The sequence below is a fragment of the Bradyrhizobium algeriense genome (assembly GCF_036924595.1).
Lineage (GTDB): Bacteria > Pseudomonadota > Alphaproteobacteria > Rhizobiales > Xanthobacteraceae > Bradyrhizobium > Bradyrhizobium algeriense.
On record NZ_JAZHRV010000001.1, the window covers coordinates 7,235,725 to 7,253,100 of the forward strand.

Here is a 17,376-nt window from a genome sequence, read left to right on the forward strand (position 1 = left end):
GCGGCATGAGTACCGCGAGCCGGTGCTCATTCTACTTTGCATGGGGTTGTTTTCGCTTTTTTGCCTGGGCATCGGGCGCTCCAGGGAGGGAAGGCGAAGCTACACGTCCAGCGTCACCGTCACCGGCACGTGGTCGGACGGTCGCTCCCAGCTGCGGGCGTCTCGCGTAATCTTGAAATCGCTGACACCGTCTTTCAGCGCGCGCGAGACCCAGATGTGGTCGAGTCGCCGGCCGCGGTCGCCCACCGTCCAGTCGGCGGCGCGGTAGCTCCACCAGGTATAGACCTTTTCCGAAAGCGGGATCCGCTCGCGCGCGACGTCGAACCATTCGCCATGGGTCTGCGCCGCCAGCAGCTTCTCGCATTCGATCGGCGTGTGCGAGACGACCTTCAAAAGCTGCTTGTGCGACCACACGTCGTTCTCATGGGGCGCGACATTGAGGTCGCCGACCAGGATATGCCGGTCGTCGCCGCGCGGATGCAGCGGTTCGCACGCCTTCATCTCGTCGAGAAATTTCAGCTTGTGATCGAACTTCGGATTGAGCGCGGGATCGGGAATGTCGCCGCCGGCCGGAACGTAGAAATTGTGCAGCACCAGTGGTTTCGCAAGCTGCGCCTTCTCGCCGAACGCCACCGAGATGTGGCGCGAATCGATGTTGTCGCAGAAGGTTCGGATATCGGTGGCCTCGAACGGCAGTTTCGAGACGATGGCGACGCCGTGATAACCCTTCTGTCCGTTCAGCGCGACATGCTCGTAGCCGAGACGCTTGAATCGCTTCAGCGGGAAGGCGTCGTCGATGCATTTTGTTTCCTGCAGGCACAGCACGTCCGGCCGCGCCGATTTGAGGAATTTGGCGACGATGTCGATGCGCAGGCGCACCGAATTGATATTCCACGTTGTCAGGGAAAACCGCATGAGGGCCGTGTCTTAACACGGTTCGTGATGACGTCGCCTGCTTGTCCACAGCTGGAATTTCGCAGCAATTTTGTAGGGTGGGCAAAGGAGCGCTAGCGACGTGCCCACCATCTATCGAATTGCGGCACTGTTGGTGGGCACGCTGCGCTTTGCCCACCCTACGATTTCGGCGGGGCGAAAGCCCGCCGTTCAGTTCGCCGGCGTAGTGTAGTTGGTGAAGTCGATCTTGAAGAGGCCGGGATCGACCTTCTTGGACGAATCCAGATTGTAGACCGCAATCGTGGTGTCGTAACCCTGCGGGTCGGTTACCGTCCATTGCTTGAGCTGGCCGTCCTTGACGCCGACCATCAGCATCAGCCGGCTGGTGCCGATCAGGGCCTGCTTCTCCTCGATGGTGACGCTGATGTAGATGTCATCGGCCGTGACGTTGACGACATTGGTGTCCTTCAGCAGGTCGATCCGGTCCGACAGCAGGAAGCGCAGCGGCGTTTGCGACAGCGGATAGATGTCCTGGGTCGCAAGCTTCGTATCCCGCACCGCCAGCGACGAGCCGTCGGCGATGATCGCGATCGGACTGGGCGCATCGTACTCGAAACGCACCTTGCCCGGCTTCTGGATGTAGAAATCGCCCTTGGTCTTGCTGCCGTCGGGGCCGACCTGGACGAAATTTCCGACCAGCGTCTGCAGCGAGGACAGATAGGAACTGACCCGGGCAGCCTGCGCCTTCTGGCTGGCGTCGAAGGTTGCAAAAATATTAGCCGGGACATTGCGGTTTGGGTCGGGAATCACCGGGTTCGGCGGCGTCTGGGTGGCGCCGGTGGTCGTCGGCCCCTTTTCCTGTGCGCTCATCTGCACGCTGCCGTCGCGGGCCTTGGCCTTCGGCGCGGGCTTCGGAACCGGCACGGTCTGCGAGCGCGCAGGCGTCGCAAAGCCTGCGATGGATATGGCGATTAAAAGGGCCAGTCCGGAGCGCAGCCCGCGATGGGTGGGTTGTTGTGTCATCAGGTATTTCGGATCTCTATTCAACGAGGCACCCCGCTGCCGGCCATTTTATCGTGCTTTCGACCAAAGGAGGTATCGTTTTTCCGTGAAAATCGTTGCGCCGAAACCCCGTTTGGCGCCGGTATCTAGAATCCGCCCTCTTCTTCCGCGACCAGAATTTCGCGCTTGCCGGCGTGATTCGCCTGCCCAACGATGCCTTCGAGTTCCATCCGTTCCATCAACGACGCGGCGCGGTTGTAGCCGATCTGCAGCCGGCGCTGAATATAGGAGGTCGAGGCCTTGCGGTCGCGCTTGACGATCGCAACCGCCTGCGAGAACAGGTCGCCGCCGCCATCGCCGCCCATGCCGGTGGAATCGAACACCGCGCCGTCCTCGTCGGTCGGCTCTTCCGCGGTGACCGCCTCCAGATATTCCGGCTGGCCCTGCGTCTTGAGGTGACGCACGACCTTCTCGACTTCCTCGTCGGAGACGAATGGCCCGTGCACGCGGCTGATGCGTCCGCCGCCGGCCATATAGAGCATGTCGCCCTGGCCGAGCAGTTGCTCGGCGCCCATTTCGCCGAGGATGGTGCGACTGTCGATTTTCGAGGTGACCTGAAACGAGATACGGGTCGGGAAGTTCGCCTTGATGGTGCCGGTGATGACGTCGACCGAGGGACGCTGGGTTGCGAGGATCACGTGCAGGCCGGCGGCGCGCGCCATCTGGGCGAGACGCTGCACCGCGCCTTCGATGTCCTTGCCGGCCACCATCATCAGGTCGGCCATTTCGTCGACGATGATGACGATAAAGGGCAGCGGTTCGAGGTCGAGCTTTTCGTCCTCGTAGATCGCCTTGCCGGTTTCCTTGTCGAAGCCGGTATGCACCGTGCGCGTCAGTTCTTCGCCCTTGCCCTTGGCTTCGACGAGGCGCTGGTTATAACCGTCGATGTTGCGCACACCGAGCTTGGCCATTTTCTTGTAGCGCTCTTCCATCTCGCGCACGGCCCATTTCAGCGCCACCACCGCCTTCTTCGGGTCGGTCACGACCGGCGTCAGCAGATGCGGGATGCCGTCATAGACGGAGAGTTCGAGCATTTTTGGATCGACCATGATCAGGCGGCACTGATCCGGCCGCAAGCGGTAGACCAGGCTCAGGATCATGGTGTTGATCGCGACTGATTTGCCGGAGCCGGTGGTACCGGCGATCAGCATATGCGGCGTGCGCGCCAGATCGATGATGATGGATTCGCCGCCGATATTCTTACCGAGGCAGAGCGGAAGTTTCGCGTGCGACTCGTCCTTCGTGGTCAGCAATTCGCGCAGGTAAACCTTTTCGCGATGCACATTCGGCAGTTCGATGCCGATGGCGTTGCGGCCGGCGACCACGGCGACGCGGGCCGAGAGCGCGCTCATCGAGCGGGCGATATCGTCGGCAAGGCCGATCACGCGCGAGGATTTGATGCCGGGCGCCGGTTCGAGTTCGTAGAGCGTCACGACCGGGCCGGGGTTGGCCTTGACGATCTCGCCGCGGACGCCGAAATCGCCGAGCACGCCTTCCAGCGCGCGCGAATTGGCCTCCAGCTCGGCCTTGCTGAGCGGTTGCCGATCCGATGCCTTTGGTGCCGTCAGCACCGAGACCGAAGGCAGTTCGAATTTGTCGGATTTGCGTGCCGCCGTGCGCGGCGCGGCCTTCTTGCGCGGAGCGCGAGCGGCCGGGACTTCCTCGTCCTCGTCTTCCTCTTCTTCCTCGTCCTCGAATTCCTCTTCCCGCGGGGCCAGTGCCGGTGCAGCGCGGCCTTTGAGGCTCGGTTCCTGACGTTCGAACGAGGCGGTGCGAGGCGGCGGCGAACTCGACACCAGCGATCGATAGGCCGCGCTCATCAGCCAAGCGAGCCGCGCCTTTGCGCTCATCAGCGCGTGATACACCCATCCGAGCGAAACCGAACTGCGATCCCCTTCTTCCTCGAAGGGCGCGTCATCGTCCTCGATCGGTGTCAGCTCTTCATCTCTCGGACGCGAGCCCCAGCCGCTGGCAAACAGGAAGGCCGCGCACATCGCCACGAACAGGATGATGCCGAGAACGAGACGATAGGTGAAGCCGGCCGGACCGAATACCACGGCCGGCGCCCGCACCAGCGCGTCGCCGACGACGCCGCCAAGGCCGGTCGGCAGCGCCCACGTTCCGCCATGCGGCCAGCAGCTTGCAAAGCCCGCCGCGATCACCGTGCAGAGAATCCAGCATCCAAGGCGCAGCGCTTCGCGGTCGAAGGTGCGATGGGTCAGCATGCGCCAGCCCCACACCGCGATGGGGAGGATCAGCATGATCGCGCCGAGGCCGAGAATCTGCATCAGGAGATCGGCGCCGATCGCGCCGGGATAGCCGAGAACGTTGCGGATCGGGCGTGAAGTCGCGTGGCTCAGGCTCGGGTCCTGCACCGACCACGTCATCAACGCTGCCGCCGCCACGCCGGACAGCCCGATCAGGCCGAGGCCTGCAAGCTCGCGCAGCCGTCGCGCGAGGGCGTCGCGGATCGAGACCGGCAGATGGCCGACCAGGGGAATGACACGTTCGATCGCTGGCATGCTCATGGGGGCCCTGCGATTAATCCAGAATTTCGACCAGCCGGTGCAATGCCTCGGCCGTTGATTCGCTGTCGGAGACCAGCGCGAGGCGGATGTAGCCTGCGCCGGGATTGAAGCCGTCGTTCTGCGGTCGCGACAGATAACTTCCCGGGATCACGCGGACGCCCGCGTCCCGATAGAGTTTGACCGCCACAGCCTCGTCGCCGCCGCGCTCGGAGACGTCGAGCCAGACGCAGAAGCCGCCAGCGGGTCGCACATAGCCGTAGCGGCTGCCGAGAATCTGGTCGGCGAGATCGAACTTGATACGGTAAAGTCTGCGGTTTTCTTCGACGTGCATTTCGTCGCTATAGGCGGCGACCGCGACGTGCTGCAGCGGCACCGGCACCTGGGGTGCCGCGACATTGCGCAATTCGTGAAAGGCCGCGAGAAACTTTCGGTCGCCCGCGGCAAAGCCGACGCGCATGCCGGGCAGGTTCGAGCGCTTCGACAGCGACTGGAACGCAACCACGTTGGCAAAATCGGGACCAGCGCATTCCAGCGCGCTGCCCGGCGCCTGCCTTGTGTAGATTTCCGAATAGCACTCGTCGCTCAGGATCATGAAGCCATGGCGGTCGGCGAGCTTCTTCAAGCGCATAAAGTAGTCGCGCGAGGCGACCGAACCTTGCGGATTGGCGGGCGAGGCGATGAACATCGCCACGGTTCGGGCCAGCGTCGCCTCGTCGAGCGCGTCGAGATCCGGCAAAAATCCGTTGGCGAGAGTGGTCGGCAGGTAAATCAGTTCGCAACCGGCGGCGCGGGCGCCCGCGCCATAGGCCGGATAAAACGGGTTGGGCATCAGGATCGCGGGCCTGCCCTTGCGCGGGCCAACATAACGGGCGGCGGTGATCGCCGCGAAAAACAGCCCCTCGCGGCTGCCGCTCAGCACCAGGATTTCGCTCTCGGGATCGATCAGCCGCGGGAGCTGGAACCTGGTCGAAAGCCAATTGGCTGCTGCCCGCCGGAACGGCTCGATCCCCTTGGCCAGGGGATAGCGGCCGAAATCAGCAATGTGCTTCGCCAGAACCGGCCCGACAAAATCCGGCACAGGGTGCTGCGGCTCGCCCAATGACAGCGTAATCAATGGCTTGGCGGGCTGGTACGGCGCCAGCAGCTCGGTGGTGCGCAGAAAGGGCGAACGCTCGGCCTGACCGGCAGGTACGCTGCCGGCGCCCTGCGCCACGCCGGAAGAGGCAGTCATCGCCATGTCTGAAACGCCAGCACTTTCAATAGCGGTCGAGGGACCAAACCTCCGACCGGAAACACATCAAACCACCATAGATACGGCGAGGTTAAGACGCGATTAACCATCGACCGACCTGTACAATTTGCGCGGTATTACCATATCTAAAGTCGGTATTACCGGTGCAGGGGTCTGCCCTGGCAACGACAGTCACAAGTAAGGGCCAAGTGACGATTCCAAAGCCGGTGCGCGAGCACCTCGGGATCGCTCCGGGTAGCCAGGTCGAGTTCCGGCGCGCCGCCGACGGCAGCATCGTGATCGAAAAAGTCGAAGCGACAAAGGAACCCAGTCGCCTTGCCAAGCTGGTCGGTATAGCCGGACCCGGTCCCTCCACGGATGAAATCATGGCGATCACGCGCGGGGATTAGTCCGTGACGCTCGTTGATTCGAACATCCTGCTGGACGTCTTCACGCAGACTGAAGGCTGGTGGGAGTGGTCGCTTGCACAACTCGAGGACGCGGCTCGTCGCGGCCCTCTGCTTACTTTCCGGCCGTGACGTTGATCACGCCGGAAAGCGACGCGCGTACCTAGTTCCGGCCCGGGTTCGGCAAATCCGCTGCACAAAAAGAAAGGGGCTCCAACTTGCGCTGGAGCCCCTCAACGGTCAGGGCATTGCCGGGTATGTGCCCGAACCGGAGTTGTGGATGCGACCCCGGGGCAACGACTACGTTGTCCCTTGGGGGATCGCATCCCGGGAGAACTTACATGTTGTAGGCGCGCTCCGTGTGCTCGGTGACGTCGAGGCCTTCACGCTCGGTTTCGACGTTGACGCGCAGGCCGACGATCACGTCGACCACCTTGTAGAGGATCGCCGAACCGATGCCCGACCACACCAGCGTGGTGGAGACGCCCCAGAGCTGCGAGGTCATCTGCGCAACGAAGTCGTAGTCGGCGATCTTGCCGGCGGCGTAATCCATGACGCCGGTACCGCCGAGGGCCGGATTCACCAGGATGCCGGTGCCGAGCGCGCCGATGATGCCGCCGATGCAGTGGACGCCGAACACGTCGAGCGAGTCGTCATAGCCGAGCGAGTTCTTCACCACGGTGCAGAAGAACAGGCAGACGACGCCGACCACGAGACCAAGCACGATCGCGCCCATCGGACCGGAATAGCCGGCCGCAGGCGTGACCGCCACGAGGCCCGCCACCGCGCCCGACAACGCGCCGAGCACCGAAGGATGACCCTTGACGATCCATTCCGCGAACATCCAGGCCATCGCCGCCGCTGCGGTTGCAACGAAGGAGTTGGTCATGGCGAGCGCGGCGCCGCCGGAGGCTTCGAGGTTCGATCCGGCGTTGAAGCCGAACCAGCCGACCCAGAGCAGCGAAGCGCCGATCATGGTCATGGTCAGCGAGTGCGGAGCCATCAGCTCCTTGCCGTAGCCGACGCGCTTGCCGATCAGGAGCGCACCAACAAGGCCGGCGATACCGGCGTTGATATGCACCACGGTGCCGCCGGCGAAGTCGATTGCGCCCTTCTTGAAGATCCAGCCGGCATCGGCGTTGATCTCGTCGAGCTTGGCCTGCGCCGCGGTCTTCGCCGCACCGTCAGCCGCCGCGGCGAGCGCCTTGGCTGCATCCGTGATCAGATCCGGACCGGGCCAGTACCAGACCATATGCGCGATCGGCAGATAGATCAGGGTCACCCAGAGCGGAACGAACAAGGCAACCGCCGCGAACTTCATGCGTTCGGCGAAGGCGCCGACGATGAGGGCAGGCGTGATCGCCGCGAAGGTCATCTGGAAGCAGATATAGATGAGCTCGGTGATGTTGGCATCGACGCTGAAGGTTGCGGCTTTCGATTCCAGGGTTACGCCCATCAGGAAGGCCTTGGAGAAGCCGCCGATGAAGTCGGAACCGCCGGTGAAGGCGAGGCTGTAGCCGTAGAGCGACCAGAGCAGGACGACGATGCAGACGGTGTAGAACACCTGCATCAGGACCGAGAGCATGTTCTTGGAACGGACGAGACCGCCGTAGAACAGCGCCAGGCCGGGAATGGTCATCAACAGCACCAGCACTGTCGACGTCAGCATCCAGGCGTTGTCGCCCTTGTTGACGGTTGGTTCGGCGTAGGCCGCGGTCGCGGCGAACAGGCCGACTGCGAGGGCCGCCAGTCCCGCGCTATAGGGACGTTTAAACGTCATTTGGTTTTACTCCTGAGTGGTAAGGTTTGAGCGCGAAATCAGAGGGCCGCAGCATCCGCCTCACCCGTGCGGATGCGCACCGCATGGTCGAGGTTGATGACGAAGATCTTGCCGTCGCCGATCTGGCCGGTCTTGGCAGCGGAGGTGATGGCGTCGATGGTCTTGTCGACCTGATCCGAGGCGACAGCGACCTCGATCTTGATCTTGGGCAGGAAGCTCACGGCATATTCGGCGCCGCGATAGATTTCCGTATGGCCCTTCTGGCGGCCATACCCTTTGACTTCCGTCACCGTAAGACCATGAACGCCAATGGCGGTCAGGGCATCACGAACTTCTTCGAGCTTGAATGGCTTGATGATCGCCATAACAATTTTCATGGGTCCTATCCCCGCTTGGGCCCGGTTCAGACCGACCGGGCGTTCTCGACTGAGGTTCACCACGCGGAGATGTTCACTACGCGGGCACAGCCATGACCCTTAGAATCAAATGCCGTGCCAGATCGGGACCGTTTCCTAACAGACTATGAATCCGGCCCTTTTCGCCCTTAGCGGGAATTGCACGTTCCTGCGCCATTCCGTCGCGCCCAAAGCGTAGTCAGGCCTGCCCAAATCGCGGGCAGGCCTGACAGGCATCACAATCCTGCTCAGCGGCCGGGCAAGAAAACGGTAATGGGGTGGGGATCTATTGCAGCGCTTCGCCGTGCTGCGAGATATCGAGGCCTTCCAGCTCCTGCTGCATCGACACCCGCAGCGGGGCGAACACGCCAACGAACTTGAGCAGCACAAAGGTAACGCCGCCGGACCACACCAGCGTCGCGGCGATCCCATAGAGCTGGATCAGGACCTGTTGCGCATTGCCCTCGATCAGACCTGGGGTGCCGCCGATCGCGTTCACCGCGAACACGCCGGCGAGCAATGTGCCGGTTAATCCGCCAATGCCGTGGACGCCGAACACGTCGAGCGAGTCGTCATATTTGAGGCGCTGCTTGAGCCAGGTGCAGGCCCAGAAACAGAGCGTTCCCGCGACGACGCCGATCAGGACGCCGTGCCACGGCGCAACGAATCCGGAGGCCGGCGTGATGGTGCCAAGCCCCGCGACGGCGCCCGATATCATGCCGAGCACCGACGGCTTGCGCCGTGTCCCCCATTCGATCGCGGCCCAGGTCAGCGCGCCGGCGCAGGCGGCCAGATGGGTTGCTGTGATCGCCATCACCGCGCGCGAGTTCGCGCCCAGCGCCGATCCGCCATTGAAGCCGAACCAGCCGACCCACAACAATCCGGTGCCAATCACGGCAAGTGACAGGTCGAACGGCGCGAGGTTCTCGCTGCCATAGCCGTGACGCGGGCCCATCACCTTCGCCGCAACCAGTCCGCCGATGCCGGCGGAAAGATGAACGACGAGGCCGCCGGCGAAATCCAGCACGCCCCAGGTGGCAAGGAATCCGCCACCCCACACCCAGTGCGCGAGCGGCACATAGACGAACATGAACCAGCCGACGGAGAACAGGAGATAGGCCGAGAATCGCATCCGGTCCGCCACGGCGCCTGCCACCAGCGCTACCGTGATGATCGCAAACGTCATCTGATACAGCATGAAGAGCGCTTCCGGTATCGTCTTCGCCGCCGGGTTGACGCTCTCCATCGTCATTCCGATCAAAAACCAGCGGTCGAGCGTGCCGATCCAGGGACCGTCGCCGACGAAGGCCAGCGAATAGCCGAACGCCACCCAGAGAATCGAGATGATCGCAACGGAAGCGAGGCTCTGCGCCATTGTCGCCAGCACGTTCTTCTTGCGCACCATGCCGGAATAGAACAGCGCCAGACCCGGTATCGTCATCATCAATACCAGCGCGGTGGCAACGATCATCCACGCGGTGTCGGCGGCATTGATCGTGGACGTCTCGGCCAAGGCCGGCGTCGCGAGTGAGCTCGCCGCAAGAGCGATGAGCGCAGCATTCCCCGCTGCACGATACGATGGTGCCCCCATGGAATTCCCCCGGCCTGTTGTCGTTTTGTTGTCGTTTCTTGGCTTCTCGCGATCGGCGTCGTTGCCACCGCGCCTTGAACTCAGTGAAGCCTCAGAGTGCGTCGCTATCGGTCTCGCCGGTGCGGATTCGTAAGGCGTGGTCGATCGGCGTGACAAAGATCTTGCCGTCGCCGATCTGCCCGGTACGCGCGTTCGCGGTAATGACCTCGACCGCTTTTTCGGCGACGTCGGAGGCGACCGCGATTTCGATTCGGAGCTTGGGCAGGAAGTTCACGACATATTCGGCGCCGCGATAGATTTCGGTGTGGCCCTTCTGGCGGCCGTAGCCCTTGACCTCGGTCACCGTCATGCCGTGGACGCCGATGGCCGTCAGCGCCTGGCGCACCTCGTCAAGCTTGAAGGGTTTGATGATCGCGACGACGAGTTTCATGGTCAGGCCTTTATTTCCCTGGATATTTCTTGAGCACTCGGCAGACGGACCGCGCGGCGGCTCGCTGCCGACGCAAATCTGGCATCTTTCTGGGCAAATGGCACAAAAAAGTTGCAGGTAGAAGGGGAAAACATTTCCAGCTGGTGACGTCAATCACTGTACAGGCGGTAGGATCGTCCGCCAAAATACGGTTTCACCGCCAGCCACTCCGCCGGCTCTCCCATTTCCACGGCTCAAGGAAATAATAATGTCGAACCGATCGTGGTTTTATGCATCCAGCGGCCAGCAACAGGGCCCTTATCCGGAAGCCCAGCTTCGCGACCTCATTACCCGGGGCACGGTCAGCGCGGATACGTTGGTCTGGACCGAGGGGATGTCGGGCTGGCAACGGGCAGGGGAAATCCCCGGTCTGGTACCTGGCGGATCCGGCCCGCCCGCTTTCGCGCAGCCCGGTGGCCCGCCACAAATGGCCGGAAGCTATAGCGGGGGCCCGCTGTCGATTGATTTCGGAATTCTGGAGTTTGTCTGGCGCAGCCTCGTACTCGTGATCGGCCTCATCTTCATCATCCCGGGACCATGGGTCGTGGTGTGGTACGCAAAATGGTTCGTTCCCTGCGTCCAAGTGCCGGGACGGCCGAACCTCGGCTTCGCAGGCGAGCCGATGACGATCGTTCCCTGGTATTTCGGAGCTGCCGTCATCATTATCGGGGTTGGCCTGACCGGCATCGAGTGGCTCGGCAATCTGGTGAACATCGGCCAGCTGGTTCTCTACTGGCTTTTCCTGAAATGGTTTATCGCGAACCTTTCGTCCAATGGGCAGCCGCTCGGGCTCAGCTTCTCCGGTTCGGTGTGGGCTTATATCGGCTGGTCCATTCTGGCCGTGATTTCCATCATCACGATCGTCGGCTGGGCCTGGGTTTACGTCGCCTGGCTGCGATGGTTTTGTCGGAACATCGAGGGCACGCGGCGTGAAGTCCTCTTCATCGGCAGCGGATTGGAGTTTCTGTGGCGCGCGCTCGTGTCTGTGATCGGCTTCTTCTTCATCATCCCGATACCTTGGGTATATCGATGGATGTCGCAGTGGCTGGCGTCACAGACCGTTTTGGCGGAGCGCGGCGCGACCGCGTAAGCTTCACTTGCGCTGGCGCACCGAGCCTTCCTGGGCCACCGATGCCACCAGCGTGCCGTCGGGCTTGAAGATCAGGCCGCGGGTCAATCCGCGGCCGTCTTGCGCGCTCGGCGAGTCCTGCGCGTAGAGCAGCCATTCATCGGCGCGGAACGGCCGGTGAAACCACATCGCGTGATCGAGGCTCGCCGGCATCATGCGCTTGTCGAACAGGGTGCGGCCGTAGCGCGCCATCACCGCATCGAGCAGCGAGAAATCCGATGCATAGGCCAGCGCGCACAGATGTAGCGCCGGATCGTCGGGCAGCTTGGCCGCGGTGCGAATCCAGACATGGATGCGGCCGTCGTCGATCTTCTGACCGAAATAGCGGCCGAGTTCGACCGGGCGCAATTCGATCGGCCGGTCGGATTCGTAATAGCGGCGGATGAATTCCGGCATCTCCTTGAACATCGGCTGCTTCGACACTTCTTCCGCCGTGAGTTTTTCCGGCGGCGGGACATCCGGCATCTTTTCCTGATGGTTGAACGCGCCTTCCTCGTCCGCATGGAACGACACCATGATCGAGAAGATCGCGTTGCCATGCTGGATCGCGGTGACGCGACGGGTCGAATAGCTCTTGCCGTCGCGCAGGCGTTCGACCTGGTAGATGATCGGGATCTGCGGATCGCCGGGCAAGATGAAATAGCAATGGATCGAATGCGGCAGGCGGCCCTCGACGGTGCGGCATGCCGCCACCATCGCCTGTCCGATCACCTGGCCGCCGAACACCCGCTGCCAGCTCGTCTTCGGGCTGTTGCCTCGAAACAGGTTCACCTCGAGCTGTTCGAGATCGAGGATGGAAATCAGGTCAATCAGGCCCTTGGACATGGTGGTGCGCTTTCAATTTCGGGGTCATTCCGGGGCGCCTCGAAGAGGCGAACCTGGAATCTCGTGCCAAAACCTCTGGATTCCGGGTTCGCGCTGGCGCGCGCCCCGGAATGACGGTCAGCTTAAGTACCTTGTTTCTCGGCCCTGTTTCGCCCAGCTAATATCAGGTAGCAAGCGTAGTCTGACGAAGTAACCGGGCAAGGACCGCATGGCGGCACAGCGAAGTATTGTCATCTGCGGCGGCGCCTTTGCCGGGCTGGCGCTGGCGCTGGCGTTCCGTCAGGGCCTTGGCAAGGATATTCCCGTTATCGTGGCCGATCCGGCGCTTGCCACCCGGCCGAGCCGCGATCCGCGGGCGACCGCCATTGTGGCCGCGTGCCGGCGGCTGTTCGAGGCGCTCGGCGTCTGGGACCAGGTGGCCGCCGATTCGCAAGCCATCCTCGACATGGTCGTCACCGATTCCAAACTGGCGGATGCCACCCGTCCGGTGTTCCTGACCTTTGCCGGCCATGTCGAACCCGGCGAACCCTTCGCCCACATGGTCGAAAACCGCCGGCTGATCGATGCGCTGGTGGCCCGCGCCGAGGCTGAAGGCGTCGATCTCCGCGCCACGGCGGTTTCGACCTACGATTCGCGTTCCGATGGCATCACCGTGACGCTCGCGGACGGCAATGTCATCGAGGCAAGCCTGCTGGTCGCCGCTGACGGCGCGCGCTCAAAACTACGCGAGCGCGCCGGCATTGCCACCCATGGCTGGGACTACGATCAATCCGGCATCGTCGTCACCGTTGGCCACGAGCGGGATCATCACGGCCGCGCCGAAGAGCATTTTCTCCCGGCGGGGCCATTCGCGATCCTGCCGCTGACCGGAAAGCGCTCGTCGCTGGTGTGGACCGAGGATCGCGCCGAGGCCGCACGCATTACCGCGCTCGGCGAAGCCGAATTCCACGATGAACTCGAGAAGCGCTTCGGGCTGCACCTCGGCGAGATCAAGGCGCTCGACAAGCCGCGCGCGTTTCCGCTCGGCTATTTCGTCGCCCGCTCATTCATTGCCGAGCGGCTGGCGCTGGTCGGCGACGCCGCGCACGTCATTCATCCGATCGCGGGGCAGGGCCTCAACATGGGCCTGAAGGACATCGCGGCGCTGGCCGAAGTAGTGGTCGATGCGGCGCGGCTCGGCATCGATCCCGGGCAGGCCGACGTGCTCGACCGCTACCAGCGCTGGCGGCGCTTCGACACCATGGCGATGGGGCTTGCCACCAATTCGCTGAACTTCCTGTTCTCGAACGAATCGACGCTGCTGCGCACCGTACGCGATATCGGGCTTGGCCTCGTCGATCGCGCGCCGCCGCTGAAGAGCCTGTTCATCCGCCAGGCCGCAGGGCTGTCGGGCGAAGTGCCGCGGCTGCTGAAGGGCGAGGCGCTTTAACGGGCGAATGGCGAATAGTGAGTAGCGAATGGAGGTTTTGCTATTCGCCATTCGCTACTCACTATTCGCCAACGCGTCACTCGATCTTACGCGCCTCTTCCGGCAGCATGATCGGGATGCCGTCGCGGATCGGATAAGCGAGCTTGGCCGAGCGGGAGATCAGCTCCTGCCGGGTCGAATCGAACTCGAGCGGGCCCTTGGTCACCGGACAGACCAGGATCTCCAGCAGCTTCGGATCGACGGTGCTGTCGAGGCGTTCGGGCGTGGCGTTCATTTGCTGTCTCCGGCTAGCGCTGGTCCATATCATACAGGATCGCGAGGTGTCATGACGCTGACATCCGCACCAGTTCGTCGACCACGGCCTGTTGTCGCGCCTTCGGCAACGGCTGATCCGATAGCGCAAAGCCGAGAAACGCCCAATAGAGAATTTGGGCGCGGGCACGTGCAATTTCCGCCGATAACCCGGACTGGGCCAGAAGGCCCTCCACATAGCTCAACCGACGCCGATCGATCGCCTGCACGGCGGCGCGGGCAGCGGGGTCGATGCTTGCCCAGGTGCGGACCGCCCGTTCCAGCATCAGCCGCTCGCCGAACACGCGGCGCAGCAGCAGCGCGAGCGGGTTCTCGTCCTTCGAGGCCGCCTCGACATTGGCGATGATCTGCTCGGCCGCAACCTCGTGCCAGCGCGCAAGGATTGCGGCATGAAAGGCGGCGATATCGGCAAAGTGCCAGTAGAAGCTGCCGCGCGACACGCCCATCGCCTTGGCCAAAGGTTCCGCCTTCAGCGCGGTGAAGCCGCGGCTCGCCAATGCTTTCAGGCCCTGATCGAGCCAGTCCTTTGCCGATAGCTGATCGTTCATGATCGGTCCTGCAATGCGCACCATACACTACTGTATTGACAGGCGCCAGAATGCGGCGCATAACAATACAGTAGTGTATGGAGGCGTTCGATGCGCGATCTCATTCTGCAATGTGCTGGCGTCGCCGGAATAGTGGTTGCCCTGATTCACGGTGCGCTGGGCGAAACCAAGGTGTTTGCCAAAGCCACCATCCAGCCGGAGAGCCTGCGGACCCTGATCCGCCTCGTATGGCAGGCGGGTACGGTGGCCTGGATCGGCGGCGGCGTGCTGCTGATTGCCGCGCCCTCGTTTGGATCGGAGAGCGCGCGGCACTGGATCGTCGTGACGATCGTCGCGGTCTACGCCTTTGCCGCCGCTGCCAACGCCTGGTGGTCCCGCGGTCGCGGCTTTGGCTGGAAAGCGCTCGGCGCCGTCGTCGTGCTCGCCGTGGCGGGGTATTGACGCATTACTGCAGCCCGGTGTCGCCGCTGGTGCGCTTCTTGGCGAGATCCATTTCGGTCACCGCGATCAGGATTTCGGCGCGGGTTTTCAGGTCGGGCGCCTCCAGCATCGCCTGCTTCTCCGCCGGACCATAGGGCGACATCATGGCGAGCGCGTTGACCAGTGCCTCGTTCGGCGCGCTCTCGATACCTTCCCAATCCACCTTCAGATTGTTGGCTTCGAGAAAATCCGTCAGCACATCGAGCAAGGCCGCGCGGTCGACGGCTTCTTCGCCTTTGCGCGCCACGAAATCGTCGGCATAGGGAAAGAAATCCACCTTGCATTGCCGGTACGCGGTCAGCGCTGAGATTTCCTCGACCACCTTGAAGCGCGCGACGCCGGTCAGTTCCAGGATGTAGCGGCCGTCACCGGATTCGGCGAGCTGCGTGATGCGGCCGACGCAGCCGACCCGGAACAGCTCCGGCCTTGTCTCGTCCCTGCTGTGGGAAGTATCCGGCTGGATCATCCCGATCAGCCGGTGACCATCGCGTAGCGCGTCATCCACCATCGCCAGATAGCGCGGCTCGAAAATATTGAGCGGCATCTGGCCGCGCGGCAGCAACAGCGCGCCCGGCAATGGAAATACCGGAACGATTTCGGGAAGCTCGCCGGGTCCGCGGTATTCGGCATTGATCGGCATTTGCAGTCCCGTTGGTTCGGTGGAATACGCGCCTCACGAGAACAGAATCGTCGACAGCCGCTTTCGTCCCTCGACGGTCGCTTCGTCGGCGCCGCCCCACGCCTCGAAGAACTGCACCAGCTGCTTGCGCGCGCCGTCATCGTTCCACTTGCGGTCGCGCCTGACGATTTCCAGCAACTGGTTGGTCGCCTCGGTGCGCTTGCCGAGCGCGTTGAGCGCGGTGGCCAGGTCGAAGCGCGCCTGATGGTCGAGCGGGTCTGCGGCGACCTTCTGTTCGAGCTCGGTCACCGGGCCGACCGACTGGGCCTGCTCGGCAAGGTCGATCGAGGCCTGCACCGCCTTGACGGCGGCGTCATTGCGCTTCGATTCCGGCACCATCGCCAACGTCTGCTTGGCCTGTTCGACGGCGCCCGTCGTCACATAGCATTTCGCCAGCCCTGCCATGGCCGCGATATTGGTGGCATCGAAACCCAGTATCTCGGCATAGATCCGGGCTGCCGCGGCGGGGTCGCCTTCCGCCAGCACGGCCTCGGCCTCCTGCAGGATCTCTGCGATATTCGGCTCGCCCGGCGCCGTCATGCCCTTGGTGAGCTTGTCGATGAAGGCGTTGATCTGGCTCTCCGGTACCGCGCCCATGAAGCCGTCTGCGGGCTGGCCGCCCACGAACGCGATCACGGCCGGGATTGACTGAATGCCCATCTGGCCGGGGATGGCCGGATGCTCGTCGATATTCATCTTGACCAGCTTGACCTTGCCCTTGGCCGCGCGGACTGCCTTTTCGAGAACGGGCGTGAGCTGGCGGCACGGGCCGCACCAAGGCGCCCAGAAGTCGATCAGCACCGGCTGACGCTTCGATTCCTCGATGACATCCTTTACGAAGGTCTGGGTAGTCGTCTCCTTGATCAGATCGGGTGCTGCCTGCGGCGCCGGGCCGCCGCCCTGCTCAACTATCGTCACGGTATCCTCGCCTGATGTCTTGAGAAGATGTCTTGGAGTTAGAATCTTGGCGTTAGAAGATGTCTTGGAATTCGGACCCGTTCTAGCACGGCTAGGGGTGAAGTTCCTCATCCGCTAGATGGCGGCTTGGTCACAAAATTCAATCGGCAGGCGCCGGCCGCGTCATCGAGGGTCGGAACCCTGCCGGAACGTCGACACCCCGTCTGGGCAGGCCAAATACCTTCGATTGCGACGTGCGGGACGAATGGACAGCGTTGGGAGGCTGGTTCAAAAAAATGGCTCGAATCGCCCCGTATCGCGCCCGCGGCCTGGCCTTGGGTTCCCGGCGTGGGCTTACGAGGCCGACAAACCCCGTTTAGGCGTTGTTTCGGACCGATTCGCTCCCATTTGTTAATGAAATCGGATGATCCGCGCGCCAACAGATCGCACGCGGACTGTTGCATTCACGGTCCGCATTTGGCATAGGTCTGCCGTTGACGGCGAGCGTTCGCCGCCATCTCGGATGCGGGTGTAGCTCAGTGGTAGAGCACGACCTTGCCAAGGTCGGGGTCGAGGGTTCGAGCCCCTTCGCCCGCTCCAGATTTTCTTCTATGGCAAATTACCGGATCATCGACAGGCCGCCTTTTGGCGGCCTTGTCGTTTTGGGCACGGTCGTTTTTGGTGCCGTGATGTGATTCAGCTCTCCCTTGGCTCGAGCGG

At 62.9% G+C, this 17,376-nt stretch carries 17 protein-coding genes and 1 tRNA gene; 5 read left to right on the plus strand and 13 right to left on the minus strand.

What is annotated here, in order from left to right:
• Positions 1-99: 99 nt before the first annotated feature.
• From V1286_RS34770 to V1286_RS34785, 4 genes are all read right to left on the minus strand, one after another.
• Positions 100-915 (minus strand): exodeoxyribonuclease III, encoded by an 816-nt coding sequence (locus tag V1286_RS34770; RefSeq protein ID WP_334487737.1) that lies wholly within the window; start codon positions 913-915, stop codon positions 100-102.
• Between the two features lie 189 nt (positions 916-1,104).
• Complete coding sequence (locus V1286_RS34775) at positions 1,105-1,917, minus strand: outer membrane lipoprotein carrier protein LolA (protein WP_334487739.1); 813 nt, start codon at positions 1,915-1,917, stop codon at positions 1,105-1,107.
• A 125-nt stretch (positions 1,918-2,042) separates the two neighbouring features.
• Positions 2,043-4,484: a DNA translocase FtsK gene (locus V1286_RS34780; RefSeq protein ID WP_334487742.1), complete on the minus strand. Its 2,442-nt coding sequence runs from the start codon at positions 4,482-4,484 to the stop codon at positions 2,043-2,045.
• Between the two features lie 13 nt (positions 4,485-4,497).
• Positions 4,498-5,721, minus strand: a complete 1,224-nt coding sequence (locus V1286_RS34785) for an aminotransferase class I/II-fold pyridoxal phosphate-dependent enzyme (protein WP_334487745.1) — start codon at positions 5,719-5,721, stop codon at positions 4,498-4,500.
• Between the two features lie 173 nt (positions 5,722-5,894).
• Here V1286_RS34785 and V1286_RS34790 point away from each other — a divergent pair, with 173 nt between their 5' ends.
• Entirely contained in the window at positions 5,895-6,125 is a 231-nt protein-coding gene (locus tag V1286_RS34790) for an AbrB/MazE/SpoVT family DNA-binding domain-containing protein (protein ID WP_334490120.1), read from the plus strand.
• 334 nt (positions 6,126-6,459) lie between these two features.
• On the opposite strand, the gene V1286_RS34795 is transcribed toward V1286_RS34790, so the two are convergent.
• The 4 genes from V1286_RS34795 to V1286_RS34810 all read right to left on the minus strand — a co-directional run bounded on the left by V1286_RS34795 (position 6,460) and on the right by V1286_RS34810 (position 10,318).
• On the minus strand, positions 6,460-7,902 hold the full coding sequence (locus tag V1286_RS34795; RefSeq protein ID WP_334487748.1) for an ammonium transporter: 1,443 nt from the start codon (positions 7,900-7,902) through the stop codon (positions 6,460-6,462).
• Positions 7,903-7,940: 38 nt separating this feature from the next.
• Positions 7,941-8,279 carry a P-II family nitrogen regulator gene (locus V1286_RS34800; RefSeq protein WP_008142813.1) on the minus strand — a complete coding sequence of 113 codons (339 nt, stop codon included), beginning with the start codon at positions 8,277-8,279 and terminating at the stop codon, positions 7,941-7,943.
• 304 nt (positions 8,280-8,583) lie between these two features.
• On the minus strand, positions 8,584-9,888 hold the full coding sequence (locus V1286_RS34805) for an ammonium transporter (protein WP_334487751.1): 1,305 nt from the start codon (positions 9,886-9,888) through the stop codon (positions 8,584-8,586).
• 91 nt (positions 9,889-9,979) lie between these two features.
• Positions 9,980-10,318, minus strand: coding sequence for a P-II family nitrogen regulator (locus V1286_RS34810; RefSeq protein ID WP_108520132.1), 339 nt, complete (start codon positions 10,316-10,318; stop codon positions 9,980-9,982).
• 247 nt (positions 10,319-10,565) lie between these two features.
• Between V1286_RS34810 and V1286_RS34815 the strand changes: the two genes are divergently transcribed.
• On the plus strand, positions 10,566-11,447 hold the full coding sequence (locus V1286_RS34815; RefSeq protein ID WP_334487753.1) for a DUF4339 domain-containing protein: 882 nt from the start codon (positions 10,566-10,568) through the stop codon (positions 11,445-11,447).
• 3 nt (positions 11,448-11,450) lie between these two features.
• Here the strand turns inward: V1286_RS34815 and tesB are convergent, their stop codons facing one another.
• Positions 11,451-12,311, minus strand: coding sequence for an acyl-CoA thioesterase II (tesB, locus tag V1286_RS34820; protein WP_334487756.1), 861 nt, complete (start codon positions 12,309-12,311; stop codon positions 11,451-11,453).
• A 208-nt stretch (positions 12,312-12,519) separates the two neighbouring features.
• Here tesB and V1286_RS34825 point away from each other — a divergent pair, with 208 nt between their 5' ends.
• Complete coding sequence (locus V1286_RS34825) at positions 12,520-13,740, plus strand: ubiquinone biosynthesis hydroxylase (protein WP_334487759.1); 1,221 nt, start codon at positions 12,520-12,522, stop codon at positions 13,738-13,740.
• Between the two features lie 76 nt (positions 13,741-13,816).
• Here the strand turns inward: V1286_RS34825 and V1286_RS34830 are convergent, their stop codons facing one another.
• On the minus strand, positions 13,817-14,014 hold the full coding sequence (locus V1286_RS34830; protein WP_334487762.1) for a Trm112 family protein: 198 nt from the start codon (positions 14,012-14,014) through the stop codon (positions 13,817-13,819).
• A 49-nt stretch (positions 14,015-14,063) separates the two neighbouring features.
• Positions 14,064-14,600 (minus strand): TetR/AcrR family transcriptional regulator, encoded by a 537-nt coding sequence (locus tag V1286_RS34835; protein WP_334487765.1) that lies wholly within the window; start codon positions 14,598-14,600, stop codon positions 14,064-14,066.
• Between the two features lie 90 nt (positions 14,601-14,690).
• Here V1286_RS34835 and V1286_RS34840 point away from each other — a divergent pair, with 90 nt between their 5' ends.
• Positions 14,691-15,041 carry a hypothetical protein gene (locus V1286_RS34840; RefSeq protein ID WP_334487768.1) on the plus strand — a complete coding sequence of 117 codons (351 nt, stop codon included), beginning with the start codon at positions 14,691-14,693 and terminating at the stop codon, positions 15,039-15,041.
• A gap of 4 nt (positions 15,042-15,045) precedes the next feature.
• Here the strand turns inward: V1286_RS34840 and V1286_RS34845 are convergent, their stop codons facing one another.
• Positions 15,046-15,720, minus strand: coding sequence for an LON peptidase substrate-binding domain-containing protein (locus tag V1286_RS34845; RefSeq protein ID WP_334487771.1), 675 nt, complete (start codon positions 15,718-15,720; stop codon positions 15,046-15,048).
• Positions 15,721-15,753: 33 nt separating this feature from the next.
• On the minus strand, positions 15,754-16,677 hold the full coding sequence (gene trxA / locus V1286_RS34850; RefSeq protein ID WP_334487774.1) for a thioredoxin: 924 nt from the start codon (positions 16,675-16,677) through the stop codon (positions 15,754-15,756).
• Between the two features lie 504 nt (positions 16,678-17,181).
• Between trxA and V1286_RS34855 the strand changes: the two genes are divergently transcribed.
• Positions 17,182-17,256: transfer RNA gene (locus V1286_RS34855), tRNA-Gly, on the plus strand.
• Positions 17,257-17,376 lie beyond the last annotated feature (120 nt).

Bases quoted from the DNA above. Each gene is read 5' to 3' on its own strand.
- V1286_RS34840 (WP_334487768.1), top strand. From the start codon at position 14,691: ATGCGCGATCTCATTCTGCAATGTGCTGGCGTCGCCGGAATAGTGGTT.
- tesB (WP_334487756.1), bottom strand. From the start codon at position 12,311: ATGTCCAAGGGCCTGATTGACCTGATTTCCATCCTCGATCTCGAACAG.
- V1286_RS34815 (WP_334487753.1), top strand. From the start codon at position 10,566: ATGTCGAACCGATCGTGGTTTTATGCATCCAGCGGCCAGCAACAGGGC.
- V1286_RS34795 (WP_334487748.1), bottom strand. From the start codon at position 7,902: ATGACGTTTAAACGTCCCTATAGCGCGGGACTGGCGGCCCTCGCAGTC.
- V1286_RS34780 (WP_334487742.1), bottom strand. From the start codon at position 4,484: ATGAGCATGCCAGCGATCGAACGTGTCATTCCCCTGGTCGGCCATCTG.
- V1286_RS34805 (WP_334487751.1), bottom strand. From the start codon at position 9,888: ATGGGGGCACCATCGTATCGTGCAGCGGGGAATGCTGCGCTCATCGCT.
- V1286_RS34810 (WP_108520132.1), bottom strand. From the start codon at position 10,318: ATGAAACTCGTCGTCGCGATCATCAAACCCTTCAAGCTTGACGAGGTG.
- V1286_RS34845 (WP_334487771.1), bottom strand. From the start codon at position 15,720: ATGCCGATCAATGCCGAATACCGCGGACCCGGCGAGCTTCCCGAAATC.
- V1286_RS34785 (WP_334487745.1), bottom strand. From the start codon at position 5,721: ATGGCGATGACTGCCTCTTCCGGCGTGGCGCAGGGCGCCGGCAGCGTA.
- V1286_RS34800 (WP_008142813.1), bottom strand. From the start codon at position 8,279: ATGAAAATTGTTATGGCGATCATCAAGCCATTCAAGCTCGAAGAAGTT.
- V1286_RS34775 (WP_334487739.1), bottom strand. From the start codon at position 1,917: ATGACACAACAACCCACCCATCGCGGGCTGCGCTCCGGACTGGCCCTT.
- V1286_RS34835 (WP_334487765.1), bottom strand. From the start codon at position 14,600: ATGAACGATCAGCTATCGGCAAAGGACTGGCTCGATCAGGGCCTGAAA.
- V1286_RS34825 (WP_334487759.1), top strand. From the start codon at position 12,520: ATGGCGGCACAGCGAAGTATTGTCATCTGCGGCGGCGCCTTTGCCGGG.
- V1286_RS34770 (WP_334487737.1), bottom strand. From the start codon at position 915: ATGCGGTTTTCCCTGACAACGTGGAATATCAATTCGGTGCGCCTGCGC.
- V1286_RS34830 (WP_334487762.1), bottom strand. From the start codon at position 14,014: ATGAACGCCACGCCCGAACGCCTCGACAGCACCGTCGATCCGAAGCTG.